Genomic DNA, 14,946 nt, shown 5'->3' on the forward strand with positions numbered 1-14,946 from the left:
AGCGAAATGAGAAGGTGAGACATGCAATGTGTATAAGGTTGTTGCGTCATGGCAAAAGTTCTTGATAAAAGTCTGATTATTAATATTTTCTCCCTGCTGGCCTATCGTGGTGCGTCGTTTCTTTTTCCGCTGGCGACGCTGCCCTATCTTGCCCGTGTTCTGGGTGTAGAGCAGATGGGTACGCTGGCACTGGCGATCGCCTGTGTGCTCTATTGCAGTACCATCTCTGACTGGGGATTCAATGTCTTTACCACCAAAGATATTGCTCACCATCGTGATGACAAAGAACGCGTCACTCAGCTTTTCTGGTCAACATTTAACGCCAAGCTGATGCTGCTGGTGGTGACCAGCGGCACGCTGCTGACCGCGACCTGGTTCAATCCTGCCTGGCATCCGTTGTTCTTTATCATCCTGGCGAACTGCACCACGCTGATAGGCTCGTTGTTTTCATTTGGCTGGCTGATGCAGGGCTTTGAGAAGTTGGGTAAGACGGCAATGATCGCTACCTTCGGGAACTTCTGTGCGATTCCGCTAACGTTTTTACTGGTGAAATCCCCGCAGGATACCTGGCTGGCTGCCCTGATCCCTGGCACTGTCTCGATCATCAGTGCAGCGATTACGCTGAAGTTTGTGCTGGAGATGAAGGTCATTGGCCGTTATCGCTTTGAGCCCCGTGAAATCAAACAGCGCATCACCGACAGCATGGATGTCTTTATCGCCATTGCCGGTGCCAATCTGTTCAACAGCGTCAACGTCGTGATTCTCGCTTCCTTTACCTCCACCTATATGGTGGGTATCTATAACGGTGCGGATCGTCTGCGTAAAGCCGCTAACTCTGTGCCAGAGCAGATTGGCAGCGCCTTCTTCCCGCGCGTCAGTCATCTGTTTGGCCGGGATAAACGGGCTGCCATTGCAGCGACGCGCAAAAGCCTGCTGCTGTCGTTTTCCCTGAGTCTGTCGATTGTGATCTTTACCTGGTTCTTTGCTGACCTGGTGGTTTCAATCTTACTGGGTAAGGACTTTATTCCGTCGGCGGATGTGCTGCGTGTCTTTGTGCTCTGCTTCCTGTTTGGCAACATTGCTTATCCGGCCGGATTACAGATTCTGATTCCACATGGTTTAGCGCGTCAGCGTATGTGGGTGATGATGGCCGCGGGTGTGATTAACGTGCCGCTGTGCTGTTTCCTGGCGTGGAAGTTTGGTGCGATCGGGGCCGCATGGTCGATGGTCGGGGCAGAAGCGTTCGTCTGCATCGGTATTTTTGGCATCATGCAGCGTCACGGGATCCTGCGGGAATATCTGTTCCCCTCGCAGGTGGAAAATCACCCCGTAAACGATTCCGCTGCGTAAGATCAAGGGATTTTCAGTTAACTTCCCACCACCCCGCAGTTCGATTTACTTTTGCGCCAGAGCACTTTACCATTCTGGCGCACATTTTCCCGTGCACCGACTTCCACGATCGCTTCCGTCCTTCAGGAGAGTGCATGTTTTATCCTATCGTCCGACCGGCGCTGTTTAAACTCGACCCCGAACGCGCACACGAACTCACCTTTCAGCAACTACGCTTTATGAGCGGCACGCCACTTGAGATGTTCTATCGCCAGACTCTGCCGTCGCGTCCGGTTACCTGTATGGGACTGACCTTTAAGAACGCCCTGGGCCTGGCCGCCGGGCTGGATAAGAACGCAGAGTGTATTGATGCGTTTGCCGCGATGGGCTTTGGTTTTGTTGAAGTCGGTACCGTCACGCCGCGCCCTCAGGCGGGTAATGATAAGCCACGCATGTTTCGGCTGGTGGAAGCAGGCGGAATTATCAATCGGATGGGATTTAATAATCTGGGTGTCGATCATCTGGTTGAAAACGTGAAAAAAGCGCGTTTTAACGGCGTGCTGGGAATCAATATCGGTAAAAATAAAGATACGCCAGTCGAGCAGGGCAAAGATGATTATCTGATCTGCATGGAGAAGGTCTATGCCCACGCCGGTTATATCGCCATCAATATTTCCTCCCCTAACACGCCAGGTTTGCGTTCGCTGCAATATGGCGAGGCGCTGGATGATCTGCTCTCCTCAATCAAACAAAAACAAAAAGAGCTGGAACAGCGTCACCTTAAATATGTTCCGCTGGCCGTGAAAATTGCGCCCGATCTCTCGGAAGAGGAGTTAATTCAGGTCGCAGACAGTTTAATTCGTCATCAGATTGATGGTGTTATTGCCTGCAATACCACCCTCGATCGTTCGCTGGTTAGTGGACTCAAATATGCTGAGGAAGCAGGCGGATTAAGTGGCCGGCCAGTTCAGTCCCGGAGCACAGCGGTTATCCAGCGCCTCTCTCAGGAACTGCAGGGACGCCTGCCGATTATTGGCGTTGGTGGCATTGATTCTTTAACGGCCGCACGTGAAAAAATCGCCGCCGGGGCAACATTAGTTCAGATTTATTCAGGTTTTATTTATCAGGGACCGGGCTTAATTAAAGATATCGTTACCAATATCTAAGACAATTCTCACAATGACGGGCCGGGGGCTTTATTTATCCCCTCGGCTCGTTTATATTTTGTCCTGTTGCACGCTTTTTCAGCTTTTCCTTATGTTTCTTTTTCGCTGAATTCTGCGTGATTTTTGGCGCAGCGGTAAATACAGGGCACACGATGAAAATTAAACCCGATGATAACTGGCGTTGGTATTTTGACAGCAGCCACGATCGAATGATGCTCGACCTGGCCGACGGTATGCTGTTTCGTTCCCGCTATTCCCGCAAAATGCTCACGCCGGACGCTTTCGCTGAATCGGGCTTTTGTGTCGATGACGCTGCTCTTTATTACACGTTTGAAGAGACCTGCCGTCATTGCAAACTCAGTGGCAGTCACCGTGCTGAGTTGGTGTTAAACGCACTGGTCGCTGCCCGCTTTCTCAAACCCCTGATGCCTAAAAGCTGGCATTTCACCTCATATGCCCCGGCCATGCAGCCTCGTCCTGGCGAAATGGTACAGGTTACGCTGGCTGAAGAGGGAACACAGGCACGTCTGCTGGTGGTTGAAAGTGGTGATAATGCGGCGCTCTGTCTGCTGGCGCAGCAAGGTCTCACGCTGGCGGGAAAAAACATGGTGCTCGGCGATGCCATCAAAGTGATGAACGATCGCCTGCAGCCCTGGCATGAGGACGTTGCTGCACCTTTCGCCCGCGCTGTCTGATCATCTCAGTTCAACATCGCCCGCCGGAATACAGCTACAGCTTAACAGTGTGCCGTCCTGACGCAGGGCACTCTGTTTCAGCGCCTTCACCTCACCTGCGACCAGATTCAGCTTGCAACTGCCACAGAGACCTGCACGACAGGAATAGGGTATGCGAAAGCCCTGCATCTCCAGTTGATCCAGTAACACCTGCTGATTATCCCCGGTGAATGTCTGACCCTGATAAGTAATGTTCACGGTTTCAGGCGCCTGTTTTTCTGGTTTCAACGTTTCAACCACTTCACCCGCCCCATACCTGCGCGATGCATGACGTTTCAGGACAATCATTTCATCACCCGCACGCACCACGCCGCTGCTACGCGCCACTAAGTTCAGGCCGAAATCGATGTCACCACTGCCATCCTGAGCGGTACGAAAAGTCTGCAACGTCGCCAGCGGATGACCGGTGGGATGCTTAACGCCGGTCTCGGTGCTGACCGTGGTGAGCACACAGCGACTGCAGGGCTTTGGCACCTCGAATATCACGTCGCCAATCTGAATTTCTGCCCAGCTATCTTCATCCCATGCGGCAGCACCGCTGACGACCAGATTCGGACGAAACTGTTCGGCTCGGACGCTGGCCGGGCAGCGTTGTTGCAGATCATGCAGCGACGCGTTGTTGATCAGCAAAAACGGAAAGCCATCGGCAAAGCTAAGCGGAATATGATCAAACTTTTTGACCCGGCGGCTGGGTTGTGGCCCGACCCAGCGCAACTGAACGTCGCGCGGGAAGAACTGGCTCAGCCACTGATTTATCGCAAGGGGCGCTATGCGCGCGGTAAAATGATTACCCCAGACTTCGGTGGGATGATCCTGCTCATCGAAATCGCTGAAGCGGATCAGGGACTGACTCCCATCTGGCGCCGCCAACAGCAGGCCATCCGGCAGAATCGCGGGCGTAAAGCGCACCATCTCCGGGTGCTGGCGGGCGGTAATAAAGGTGCCATCAGGTTCGGTCACCATAAACAGACGATCAAACGCCAGTCCGCTGTCAGTGACCAGCGCGTGTGATAACGCTAATCCCCGCATCGACTTCACAGGATGAATAAATAAGCGGGAAAGCGTGATCATGGTGTTCTCCTTGAACCCGACGCGCGACACAAAAGAAGCTAACTTTATGACATAGGTCTCCGATTCGCTATAATGCGCGACAATTTTCTCAAGAGTTAAAAAGTGACGATATGAATTCTCTGTTTGCCAGCACGGCGCGTGGGCTCGAAGAGCTGTTAAAAAGTGAGCTGGACGCGCTGGGCGCGCAGGATTTGCAAGTGGTGCAGGGAGGCGTTCACTACGAAGCCGACGATCGCGCCATGTACCAAAGTCTGATGTGGAGTCGTTTAGCATCACGCATCCTGTTGCCGCTGGGAGAGTTTGGCGTCTACAGCGATCTTGATCTCTATCTGGGTGTACAGAGCGTGGACTGGCCGACGATGTTCGGCAGCGACAAAACGTTTGTCGTGCATTTCAGCGGCACCAACGACTCGATTCGTAATAGCCAGTTTGGCGCGCTGAAAGTGAAAGATGCCATCGTGGACAGCTTTACCCGTCAAAACCTCGAGCGGCCGAATGTCGATCGTGAGCAGGCGGATATCCGTGTCAACGTCTGGCTGAATGACGATCGTGCCAGTATTGCGCTGGATCTCAGCGGCAGTTCGCTGCATCAGCGCGGCTATCGGCAGCAAACCGGTCAGGCACCGTTGAAAGAGACGCTGGCCGCAGCGATTGTGCTGCGTTCTGGCTGGGAGCCGACCACGCCGCTGATCGATCCGATGTGTGGTTCCGGTACGCTGCTGATTGAAGCCGCACTGATCGCCTGCGATCGCGCACCAGGCCTGCTGCGCAAGCACTGGGGCTTCACCGCCTGGAGCCAGTTTAATGCGGCTCTGTGGCAGGACGTGAAAGCCGAGGCGCAGGCGCGTGCCCGTGCGGGCACCGCCGCCACCCAGGCGCGCTTCTTTGGCTATGATAATAATGGCCGCGTGCTGGAGTGGGCGCAGGCGAATGCCCGTCGCGCAGGCGTTTATGAACTCTTTACCTTTGCTCAACAGGACCTGCTGAAGCTGACCAATCCGGTCGATCCGGCTGTGCATGGCACGGTGCTGAGCAATCCGCCTTACGGTGAACGTCTGGAGAGCGAACCCGCCCTCATTGCGCTGCACAGCCAGCTTGGACGTCTGATGAAGCAGCATTTTGGCGGCTGGAATTTGTCGCTGTTCAGCGCCTCGCCTGAACTGCTGAGCTGCCTGCAACTGCGTGCCGACCGCCAGTTCAAAGCGAAAAACGGTCCGCTGGATTGCGTTCAGAAAAATTATCAGCTGGCGGTCAACAGCCATGAAAGCGCCGGTCAGATTGCGGAAGATTACGCGAACCGTCTGCGTAAAAATGTGAAAAAGCTGGAGAAGTGGGCGCGTCAGGAAGGCATTGAATGCTACCGCATTTATGACGCCGATCTGCCAGACTACAACGTCGCTGTCGATCGCTATGGCGACTGGGTGATTATCCAGGAATACGCGCCACCGAAAACGATCGATCCGAACAAAGCGCGTCAGCGCCTGTTCGATGTGATCAGCGCGACCCTGAGCGTACTGGAACTGCCTGCCGACCGTCTGATTATGAAAACGCGTGAGCGTCAGAAAGGCAAAGCGCAGTATCAGAAGCTCAGCGAAAAGGGCGACTATTTCGAAGTTAAAGAGTTTAATGCGCATTTCTGGGTGAATCTGACCGACTATCTCGATACCGGCCTGTTCCTCGATCACCGCATTGCCCGTAAAATGCTCGGCCAGATGAGCCAGGGCAAAGATTTCCTGAACCTGTTTGCCTATACCGGCACCGCCAGTGTGCATGCCGGTCTGGGTGGGGCGCGTTCAACCACCACGGTCGATATGTCGCGGACCTATCTGGAGTGGGCGGAGCGCAACCTGCGTCTTAACGGACTGACCGGGCGTCAGCACCGCCTGATGCAGGCAGACTGCCTGAGCTGGCTGAATGAGAGTGACGAGAATTTTGACCTGATCTTTATCGATCCGCCAACCTTCTCCAACTCAAAACGTATGGAAGAGAGCTTTGACGTTCAGCGCGATCATATGATGCTGATGCGTAACCTGAAGCGCCTGCTGCGACGCGGCGGCACCATCATGTTCTCCAATAACAAACGCGGTTTCAAAATGGACATGGATGGCCTGAAAGCACTGGGCCTGCAGGCGCAGGATATTACCCAGAAAACACAGTCGCAGGACTTCGCGCGTAACCGTCAAATTCACAACTGCTGGCTGATCACTCACGCCGGTAAGGAATAAGATTACATGTCATTAATCAGTATCCACGGCGCTTATCTCTCCTTCAGCGATGCGCCGCTGCTAGACAACACCGAACTGCACATTGAAGAGAACGAACGCGTCTGTCTGGTGGGCCGTAACGGTGCAGGTAAATCCACACTGATGAAAATCATCAACGGCGAACAGCCGCTGGATGATGGCCGCATTATTTATGAAACCGATCTGGTGGTTGCGCGTCTGCAACAGGATCCACCGCGTAACATCACCGGTTCGGTCTATGACTTCGTGGCTGAGGGCGTTGAAGAGCAGGCTGAGCATCTGAAAGCCTATCACGCCATTTCCCATGTGGTGATGGACGATCCAAGCGATAAAAACCTCAATGAGATGGCGCGTCTGCAGACTATTCTCGACCATCAGAATTTGTGGCAGCTGGAAAGTCGCATCCATGACGTGCTGGAGCAGATTGGTCTGCAGCCCGATACCGAACTGTCGTCGCTCTCTGGCGGCTGGCTGCGTAAAGCGGCGCTGGGCCGTGCGCTGGTCAGTAACCCGCGCGTGCTGATGCTGGATGAGCCAACCAACCACCTCGATATTAAAACCATCGACTGGCTGGAAACGTTCCTGAAGAACTTCACCGGCAGCATCATCTTTATTTCGCATGACCGTTCGTTTATCCGCAACATGGCGACACGTATCGTCGATCTCGACCGCGGCAAGCTGGTCTCCTGGCCGGGCAACTACGATCTCTATCTGGAAGGCAAAGAAGAAGCCTTGCGCGTTGAAGAGATGCAGAACGCAGAATTCGACCGCAAGCTTGCGCAGGAAGAGGTGTGGATCCGTCAGGGCATCAAAGCCCGTCGTACACGTAACGAAGGCCGTGTGCGTGCGCTGAAAGCGCTGCGTCGTGAGCATTCGGAACGTCGCGAAGTCATGGGCAAAGCCAACATGCAGGTGGGCGAAGCGTCCCGCTCCGGCAAAATTGTGTTTGAGCTGGAAAATGTCGACTACGCGGTCGACGGCAAAGTGCTGGTGAAGGATTTCTCAACCCAGGTTCAGCGTGGCGACAAAATTGCGCTGATTGGACCGAACGGTTGCGGTAAAACCACCTTACTGCGTCTGATGCTGCAGCAATTAAAAGCGGATCATGGCCGCGTGCATTCCGGCACCAAGCTGGAAGTGGCCTACTTTGACCAGCATCGCGCTGAACTGGATCCGGATCGCACCGTGATGGACAACCTGGCCGAAGGCAAGCAGGAAGTGCTGGTTAACGGCAAACCGCGCCACGTGCTGGGCTATCTGCAGGACTTCCTGTTCCATCCTAAACGTGCCATGACGCCGGTGCGCGCACTTTCGGGTGGTGAACGTAACCGCCTGTTGCTGGCGCGTCTGTTCCTGCGTCCCAGCAACCTGATGATTCTGGATGAACCAACCAACGACCTCGACGTCGAAACGCTGGAGCTGCTGGAGGAGCTGATTGATGGTTATCAGGGCACTGTCTTACTGGTCAGTCACGATCGTCAGTTCGTCGACAATACCGTCACTGAGTGCTGGATTTTTGAAGGTAACGGCGAAATCGGCACCTTTGTAGGCGGTTATCACGATGCTCAGCAGCAGCGCGCCGCCTACCGTCAGCACAGAGCTGCCACACCCGCAAAAGCGACGGCTAATACCGCTAAGCCTGCCGCAGAGAAGAGTGATGCGAAGCGTAACGTAAATAAACTCAGCTACAACCTGGCGCGAGAGCTGGAACAGTTGCCGCAAAAACTGGAGCAGCTGGAGGCGCGCATCGGCGAACTGCAGGCGAAGATGAGTCACCCGGACTTCTTCAGTCAGGCACACGATCAGACACAGCCGGTGCTGGATAATCTGGCGCAGGCTGAGCAGGAGCTGGAAACCGCTTTTGCGCGCTGGGAAGAGCTTGAGTCACTGAAAAACGGCGCGTAGGGCAGGGCTAACGGATGTGTTCAGCAGTGAAAAGTAACGCGTGGATACTTTGTCCACAATGCGATTTAATGATTAAGCTGCCGGACATTCCCGTTGGCAGCCGTGCATCATGCCCGCGCTGCCACACCTCCCTGACGGCCAACTGGCACGAGCCGCGCAAACGACCGACGGGCTATGCGCTGGCAGCACTGTTTATGCTGCTGCTGGCGAATCTGTTTCCTTTTGTCTCAATGAAAGTTGCGGGGCTGACCAGCCAGATTACACTTTCGCAGATCCCCAAGGTCATGGTGACGGAAGATTACAGCAGCCTGGCGACGCTGTTCCTGCTCTTTGTGCAGGCGGTCCCGGCTTTCTGCATGATCACCATTATACTGCTGGTCAATCCGGTTCCTTTTCCAACCCGACTTAAAATTGGTCTGGCACGCATCCTGTTTCAGCTGCGTAACTGGGGCATGGCAGAAATTTTTATGGCGGGCGTGCTGGTCAGCTTCGTCAAACTGATGGCCTACGGTGAGATTGGCCTGGAGACCAGTTTCTGGCCGTGGGTGCTGTTTTGTCTGTTACAACTTCGGGCCTTTCAGTGCGTTGACCGGCGCGAGTTGTGGGAGAGTCTCTCCCCCCGACCCGCGCTACCTCATCTGCCCGAAGTGGGCATCAGTGGTTTAGAGCAGGGCCTGCGTTCCTGCCCATGCTGTACGGCCATTCTGCCTGAAGCTGAGCATACCTGTCCGCGCTGCGGCGTAACGGCGCAGGCGCGACGAAAGCACAGCCTGCAGTGGACGCTGGCGCTGTTGTTTACCTCCATACTGCTTTATATCCCCGCCAACCTGTTGCCGATCATGGTGACGGAAACCCTCGGCACAGCGTATCCCTCTAATATTATGGCGGGGGTGATTGTGCTGTGGGATGACGGTTCTTATCCGGTAGCGCTGGTGATTTTTATCGCCAGCATTATGGTGCCTACGCTAAAAATGCTGGCGATTGGCTGGCTCTGCTGGGATGCCAGCGGGCGCGGACGGCGTGACAGCCACAGGATGCACAAAATTTATGAAGTGGTTGAATTTGTTGGCCGCTGGTCAATGATTGACGTGTTTGTGATTGCCGTGCTCTCTGCGCTGGTGCGTATGGGGCAATTAATGAATGTTTATCCCGCGTGGGGGGCAGTACTGTTTGCGATGGTGGTGATTATCACCATGATTGCTGCCATGACCTTTGACCCGCGATTAACCTGGGATCGTGTACGCGAAAACAATATGAAGGAGTCGCGCCTTGACGGAAACTAACCACGGCCATGCAAAGGTGGAACAGATTAAGCGCTGGTCGCCGGTCTGGATTGTCCCCATCGTTACGCTGTTAATTGGCGGGTGGATCCTGTTCTACCATTTCAGCCATCAGGGGCCTGAAGTCACCTTAATCACCGAAAACGCCGAAGGCATTGTTGCGGGTAAAACCACAATTAAAAGTCGCAGCGTGGATGTCGGTATCGTGGAGAGCGCGGTGTTAAGCGACGATCTCCACCATGTAGAAATTAAGGCCCGTCTTAATGCGGGTATGGGAAAACTGCTGCATAAAGACAGTGTTTTCTGGGTAGTGAAACCGCAAATAGGACGTGAAGGCATCAGCGGGCTGGGAACGCTGCTGTCAGGTGCCTACATTGAATTACAGCCCGGCACCAAAAGTGAAGCGCCAGAACAGTTTAACCTGCTCGATGCCCCTCCTTTAGCGCCGCCAGATGCGAAAGGTATCCGCATTATTCTCGACAGCAAAAAAGCGGGTCAGCTTAATCCGGGCGATCCGGTGCTGTTCCGCGGCTATCGCGTCGGTACGGTTGAGACCAGCGTTTTTGATACTGATAAACGTATGATGACCTATCAGCTGTTTGTCGCTGCGCCTTACGACCGCCTGGTGACGACCAACGTGCGTTTCTGGAAGGACAGCGGTATCGCCGTGGATATGTCTGCCTCTGGCATGCGCGTAGAAATGGGTTCGCTCACGACGCTCTTCAGTGGTGGCGTCAGTTTTGATGTGCCGGATGGCTGGGAACTGGGTGAGCCTGCGCAGAACAAATCTGATTATCATCTGTTTGACGATCAGCGCAGTATTCAGGACTCACTTTATACCAACCATATTGATTACCTGATGTTCTTCACCGACTCGATTCGTGGTCTTCAGGCAGGCGCGCCGGTTGAGTTCCGGGGTATTCGTCTGGGTACCGTTTCTGAAGCGCCATTGATGAAAGCAGGCCTGGATCAGGCGCTGAATAATGATTACCGCGTACCGGTACTGATTCGTATTGAGCCGGATCGCTTTATCAGCCGGCTGGGTGAAAATTTCGATCTTGAACAGCATCTGCAGGATGGTAAGAAACGCGGTCTGCGTGCCACGCTGAAAACGGGCAACCTGCTGTCGGGCGCACTCTATGTCGATCTCGACTTCTATGACAATGCGCCAGCCTATAAAGGACCACAGAAAGTCTCTGGCTATGAAGTGATCCCAACGGTCAGTGGTGGCCTGAGCCAGATTCAGCAGAAGCTGATGGCGGCACTGGATAAAATCAACAGTCTTCCACTGAACGGCATGGTTAACGAAGCCACAGGTACACTGAAAGAGAGCCAGAAAACGATGCGTGATCTGCAGCGCACCATCGACAACATCAACAAAGTCACTGGCAGTCCGGCGATGAAAACGCTGCCGGAAGATCTGCAGCAGACATTGCGCGAGCTGAACCGCAGCATGAAGGGCCTGCAGCCAGGTTCGCCAGCTTACACCAAAGTGGTAGGCGATATGCAGCGACTGGATCAGGTACTGCGTGAACTTCAGCCGGTACTGAGAACGCTCAACAATAAGAGCAATGCGCTGGTATTTGAGGCGAAACCGGGACAGGATCCCCAGCCGAAGAGGGCGAAACAGTGAAGAAAGGATTGATACTTTGTGCCGCGCTGGTGTTAAGTGCGTGCAGTAGCAGCGTTGACAATACCTGGTATCAGCTGCCCTCCGGGGCGGCATCCATGCAGGTCAGCAGCAGCCAGCTGAATGAAGCGCAGCCGATGCTGTGGGTGCAGCAGGTGACGGTGCCGGATTATCTGGCAGGCAATGGACTGGTTTATCAGACCAGCGATGTCAAATATGTCATCGCCACAAATAATCTCTGGGCCAGTCCGCTCGATCAGCAGTTGCAGCAGACGCTGATCACTAACCTGAGCAAGGCGTTGCCAGGCCGGCTGGTGGCCGGTTCACCGTTAGGTGCGCAACACGATACGCTTAACGTGACGGTCACCGGCTTCCAGGGACGTTACGATGGCAAAGCGATCGTCAGTGGTGAATGGACGCTGGAACATCAGGGCCGTCTGACTAAGCAGGCGTTTAATCTGGTTCTGCCGCAAACCGAAGATGGCTATGATGCTATGGTCCGTACGCTGGCGGCGGGCTGGCAACTGACTGCGCAGAAGATTGCCAACAGTGTGGTTGCGTTAAATTAAGATTAATGTGAATAAATAAGCTAAGCCCCTGTCCGGTTGTCGTGATTTTTCGACGCCGGCCAGGGGCTTTTTTATTAGCTTAATCAGAGAGATGGTGTTGATGTGTGCATCACAAAACGCCGTTATTTTTACCGATTAAGGTCACATTTATGACACTGGCATGAAGATTGAGCATTGATCTTTGGATTCGCAGGAGGTAGAACATAAGGGTGGTTGAACATTAAATCACCACTTTTCTTTCCACCAGATTCCACAGACCTTACATGAGGGACACGGAGTATGAAGAGACAGAAACGAGACCGCCTCGAACGCGCCCATTCACGTGGTTATCAGGCAGGCATTACTGGACGCTCAAAAGAGATGTGTCCGTATCAGTTGATTGACGCTAAGTCTCACTGGTTGGGAGGTTGGCGACAAGCCATGGAGGACAGGTCGGTAGCTGCATAACCGGATGTCACTGAAAAGGGAATATAACCTCCGCCATGCGCGGAGGTTTTTGTTTCCGGAGGAAACGCTTAGAAAGCGGCGGTATCTTTAAACAGGCCGACTTTCAGATCGCTGGCGGTATAGATCAGATTACCGTCAACCAGCACTTCACCATCTGCCACGCCCATCACCAGTTTACGGTTGATCACGCGTTTGAAGTGAATGCGGTAAGTAACTTTCTTCGCTTCTGGCAACACCTGACCGGTGAATTTCACTTCACCCACGCCCAGTGCACGGCCTTTACCTTCGCCGCCCAGCCAGCCCAGATAGAAACCAACCAGCTGCCACATGGCATCCAGGCCCAGGCAGCCCGGCATCACCGGATCGCCAATGAAGTGGCAACCGAAGAACCAGAGATCGGGATTGATATCCAGCTCCGCTTCAACAAAGCCTTTGTCATATTTGCCGCCGTCTTCGGTCATTTTGACCACGCGGTCCATCATCAGCATGTTGCCGGATGGAAGCGGCGGACCATTTTCGCCAAACAGTTCACCACGACCTGACAGAATCAGATCTTCTTTGGTATAGGATTCGCGTTTATCTACCATGTTTTCAATAAGCCTTGTTTTAGTGAATCACGAATATTAGCGAACAGTTGTACGCTGAGCAAATCGGATTAACGGTGGTTAAACCAGTTAAGCCAGCGCAGCGCCCAGGGACGTTGCGGACCGTCCGGCTGGTTGAACAGGCTAATGCGTTCCTGGATGGTATTCAGCAGGCAATCACCCAGACCATCCTCGGTACTCCAGATTTTCCCCGTCAGCAGCGGCAGTGCTTCCTCGGCCTGGTCAATGGCCCAGATGTGGAAGCGACCCTGCTCAACCGCCGTGACAACAGCCTGATTCAGACTAAGATGACGCACATTGCAGGCAGGAATAATCACTCCCTGCTGGCCCGTCAGTTCTCGCTGATGGCAAATATCAAAGAAGCCTTCGATCTTCTCATTCAGCCCGCCCACAGGTTGCACGTTGCCGAATTGATCGACCGAGCCGGTGACAGCAATTTGCTGATTGATGGGCTGATTTGCCAATGCGCTTATTAAGGCACAGAGTTCAGCCAGCGAGGCGCTGTCACCATCCACTTCGGAATAAGATTGTTCAAACACCATTGAGGCCGAGAAGGGCAGTTGCTGATCAAGTTCCAGCTCGGCAGTGAGGTAAGCCTGCATAATCATCATACCTTTGGCATGGATATTCCCGCCCAGCTCCGCTTTGCGTTCGATATCCATGAACTCACCATCACCAGGATGGACTACGCAGGTAATGCGAGAAGTATCGCCCCAGGCGCGCGGGTGGCCAGGAAATTCCACCACTGACAGACCATTAATCTGACCGACAACTTCACCTTCAGTTTCAATCAGAATCTGCCGCAGCAGGATCTCATCACGCATCCGTTCATTGAGATAATTCTCGCGCCATAAGCGCGCTTCCAACGCATCACGTAGCGCTTCAGCATTGAGTTGTTCATCGCCCATCAGGGCTGACTCGCGCATCTGACGCTGGAGCCAGCGGGGACAAAGTGGCAGGGTATCCTGATCGCCGCTATAGCGAGCGCCTTCTTTAATCAGCTCGGGCCAGAAGTCCTCTTCCGGCAGGGGCAGCCCCGCCTGCTGTGCCAGTTCTGCGTTCCAGCGACACCAGGCAAGCATGTCATCCTCATCCAGAATCTGAATATTCTCTTCAAACTCAGTATAGATGGCCATTTCGTGTGCTTCAGGGTCGAGCTCCTGAAAATCTGCCAGCGTTTCACGTTCGCCACACAGGACCAGATTGAGGCTGAGTGGCAGAGGCGGAATAGAAACCGGCAGCGGCTGGCGTTCGTCCTGGGATGTCCACTCGACATAGCCCTGTTCAATACACTTTTTCAGGCGCAACCAGAGAATGGGCTGCGTCATCAGGCTTTGCAAGGAGAGCACCAGCGTGCCGCCGTTAGCGCGATGTATCAGGCCCGGCTCGAGCTGGATGCGATCTTTATACTGGCGCACGCAGCCAAACAACTGTTCCATCTCAATCCACTCAGCAAAGTGAATACCACCCTGACTGGTGAACGGGCGTTGCGGATCGGAGGGAGGCTGGAGCGTGACATTATCTGCCATGATATGGTAATCACCACCATACAGCGTGGTACTGTCGGCCATAACCCGTTGTGCGGCCTGGGCAATGAATGCCAGATAATCGCGATTCTCCTGGCTACGAACCAGCAGTAATGGGAACCCTTGCGTCTGATGGTGTAAATGCGCAAGTGCATTCAGCAAACGGGGCTGTACCGTTGCCAGAGCATCAGTTTCTTCATCAGCAATTCGGGAGAAAACGGATTGGTATTGCGCGCTATCCGGCTGTAAGGTCTGCCACGTAAGTTGGGTGCTGGTCAAAATAATCGCATTTGTCTGTATTAAGAAAAGCGAGATTATACAGGAATCACCCTTGTTAAGCACTGCAGACTTCCTGTTGAAGATGTGATGATGACAGCATGTTTTTCGTTGCTGCATCCGGGAAAAAAGCTGTTATTCTTAGTTCGTTACGTGATCACGATG

Annotated in this window: 12 protein-coding genes; 9 read left to right on the plus strand and 3 right to left on the minus strand. The window is 53.8% G+C overall.

Annotated features, from left to right (window positions below; translation table 11 throughout):
* The first annotated feature begins 48 nt into the window (after positions 1-48).
* The 3 genes from LQK91_RS09400 to LQK91_RS09410 all read left to right on the plus strand — a co-directional run bounded on the left by LQK91_RS09400 (position 49) and on the right by LQK91_RS09410 (position 3,190).
* Positions 49-1,350: a flippase gene (locus LQK91_RS09400; RefSeq protein ID WP_039660951.1), complete on the plus strand. Its 1,302-nt coding sequence runs from the start codon at positions 49-51 to the stop codon at positions 1,348-1,350.
* A gap of 134 nt (positions 1,351-1,484) precedes the next feature.
* Positions 1,485-2,495 (plus strand): quinone-dependent dihydroorotate dehydrogenase, encoded by a 1,011-nt coding sequence (gene pyrD, locus LQK91_RS09405; protein WP_008925867.1) that lies wholly within the window; start codon positions 1,485-1,487, stop codon positions 2,493-2,495.
* A gap of 152 nt (positions 2,496-2,647) precedes the next feature.
* Positions 2,648-3,190: a cell division protein ZapC gene (locus LQK91_RS09410; protein ID WP_008925868.1), complete on the plus strand. Its 543-nt coding sequence runs from the start codon at positions 2,648-2,650 to the stop codon at positions 3,188-3,190.
* On the opposite strand, the gene LQK91_RS09415 is transcribed toward LQK91_RS09410, so the two are convergent.
* Positions 3,191-4,300: a YcbX family protein gene (locus LQK91_RS09415; protein ID WP_008925869.1), complete on the minus strand. Its 1,110-nt coding sequence runs from the start codon at positions 4,298-4,300 to the stop codon at positions 3,191-3,193.
* A gap of 110 nt (positions 4,301-4,410) precedes the next feature.
* On the opposite strand from LQK91_RS09415, the gene rlmKL reads away from it, so the two are divergent.
* From rlmKL to rmf, 6 genes are all read left to right on the plus strand, one after another.
* Positions 4,411-6,525, plus strand: coding sequence for a bifunctional 23S rRNA (guanine(2069)-N(7))-methyltransferase RlmK/23S rRNA (guanine(2445)-N(2))-methyltransferase RlmL (gene rlmKL / locus LQK91_RS09420; RefSeq protein ID WP_039660952.1), 2,115 nt, complete (start codon positions 4,411-4,413; stop codon positions 6,523-6,525).
* Between the two features lie 6 nt (positions 6,526-6,531).
* Positions 6,532-8,448 (plus strand): ABC transporter ATP-binding protein, encoded by a 1,917-nt coding sequence (locus LQK91_RS09425; protein ID WP_105099337.1) that lies wholly within the window; start codon positions 6,532-6,534, stop codon positions 8,446-8,448.
* A gap of 14 nt (positions 8,449-8,462) precedes the next feature.
* Entirely contained in the window at positions 8,463-9,731 is a 1,269-nt protein-coding gene (gene pqiA, locus LQK91_RS09430) for a membrane integrity-associated transporter subunit PqiA (RefSeq protein WP_008925872.1), read from the plus strand.
* On the plus strand, positions 9,718-11,361 hold the full coding sequence (pqiB, locus tag LQK91_RS09435; RefSeq protein WP_008925873.1) for an intermembrane transport protein PqiB: 1,644 nt from the start codon (positions 9,718-9,720) through the stop codon (positions 11,359-11,361). Before pqiA ends, pqiB begins: the two co-directional genes overlap by 14 nt.
* Entirely contained in the window at positions 11,358-11,927 is a 570-nt protein-coding gene (pqiC, locus tag LQK91_RS09440) for a membrane integrity-associated transporter subunit PqiC (protein ID WP_105099336.1), read from the plus strand. The genes pqiB and pqiC overlap by 4 nt, the downstream gene beginning before the upstream one ends.
* A 279-nt stretch (positions 11,928-12,206) precedes the next feature.
* Complete coding sequence (gene rmf, locus LQK91_RS09445) at positions 12,207-12,374, plus strand: ribosome modulation factor (protein ID WP_008925875.1); 168 nt, start codon at positions 12,207-12,209, stop codon at positions 12,372-12,374.
* Between the two features lie 68 nt (positions 12,375-12,442).
* On the opposite strand, the gene fabA is transcribed toward rmf, so the two are convergent.
* Entirely contained in the window at positions 12,443-12,961 is a 519-nt protein-coding gene (gene fabA, locus LQK91_RS09450) for a bifunctional 3-hydroxydecanoyl-ACP dehydratase/trans-2-decenoyl-ACP isomerase (RefSeq protein ID WP_008925876.1), read from the minus strand.
* A gap of 68 nt (positions 12,962-13,029) precedes the next feature.
* On the minus strand, positions 13,030-14,901 hold the full coding sequence (locus tag LQK91_RS09455; protein WP_105099335.1) for an AAA family ATPase: 1,872 nt from the start codon (positions 14,899-14,901) through the stop codon (positions 13,030-13,032).
* Positions 14,902-14,946 lie beyond the last annotated feature (45 nt).

Origin of the sequence: Pantoea sp. MHSD4 (genome assembly GCF_021043305.1) — a bacterium.
Lineage (GTDB): Bacteria > Pseudomonadota > Gammaproteobacteria > Enterobacterales > Enterobacteriaceae > Pantoea > Pantoea eucalypti.

Excerpts from the sequence above, each read along its gene's own strand:
- LQK91_RS09425 (WP_105099337.1), top strand. The coding sequence starts at position 6,532 with ATGTCATTAATCAGTATCCACGGCGCTTATCTCTCCTTCAGCGATGCG.
- LQK91_RS09400 (WP_039660951.1), top strand. The coding sequence starts at position 49 with ATGGCAAAAGTTCTTGATAAAAGTCTGATTATTAATATTTTCTCCCTG.
- pqiA (WP_008925872.1), top strand. The coding sequence starts at position 8,463 with ATGTGTTCAGCAGTGAAAAGTAACGCGTGGATACTTTGTCCACAATGC.
- LQK91_RS09455 (WP_105099335.1), bottom strand. The coding sequence starts at position 14,901 with ATGCAGCAACGAAAAACATGCTGTCATCATCACATCTTCAACAGGAAG.
- pyrD (WP_008925867.1), top strand. The coding sequence starts at position 1,485 with ATGTTTTATCCTATCGTCCGACCGGCGCTGTTTAAACTCGACCCCGAA.
- fabA (WP_008925876.1), bottom strand. The coding sequence starts at position 12,961 with ATGGTAGATAAACGCGAATCCTATACCAAAGAAGATCTGATTCTGTCA.
- rlmKL (WP_039660952.1), top strand. The coding sequence starts at position 4,411 with ATGAATTCTCTGTTTGCCAGCACGGCGCGTGGGCTCGAAGAGCTGTTA.
- LQK91_RS09415 (WP_008925869.1), bottom strand. The coding sequence starts at position 4,300 with ATGATCACGCTTTCCCGCTTATTTATTCATCCTGTGAAGTCGATGCGG.
- LQK91_RS09410 (WP_008925868.1), top strand. The coding sequence starts at position 2,648 with ATGAAAATTAAACCCGATGATAACTGGCGTTGGTATTTTGACAGCAGC.
- rmf (WP_008925875.1), top strand. The coding sequence starts at position 12,207 with ATGAAGAGACAGAAACGAGACCGCCTCGAACGCGCCCATTCACGTGGT.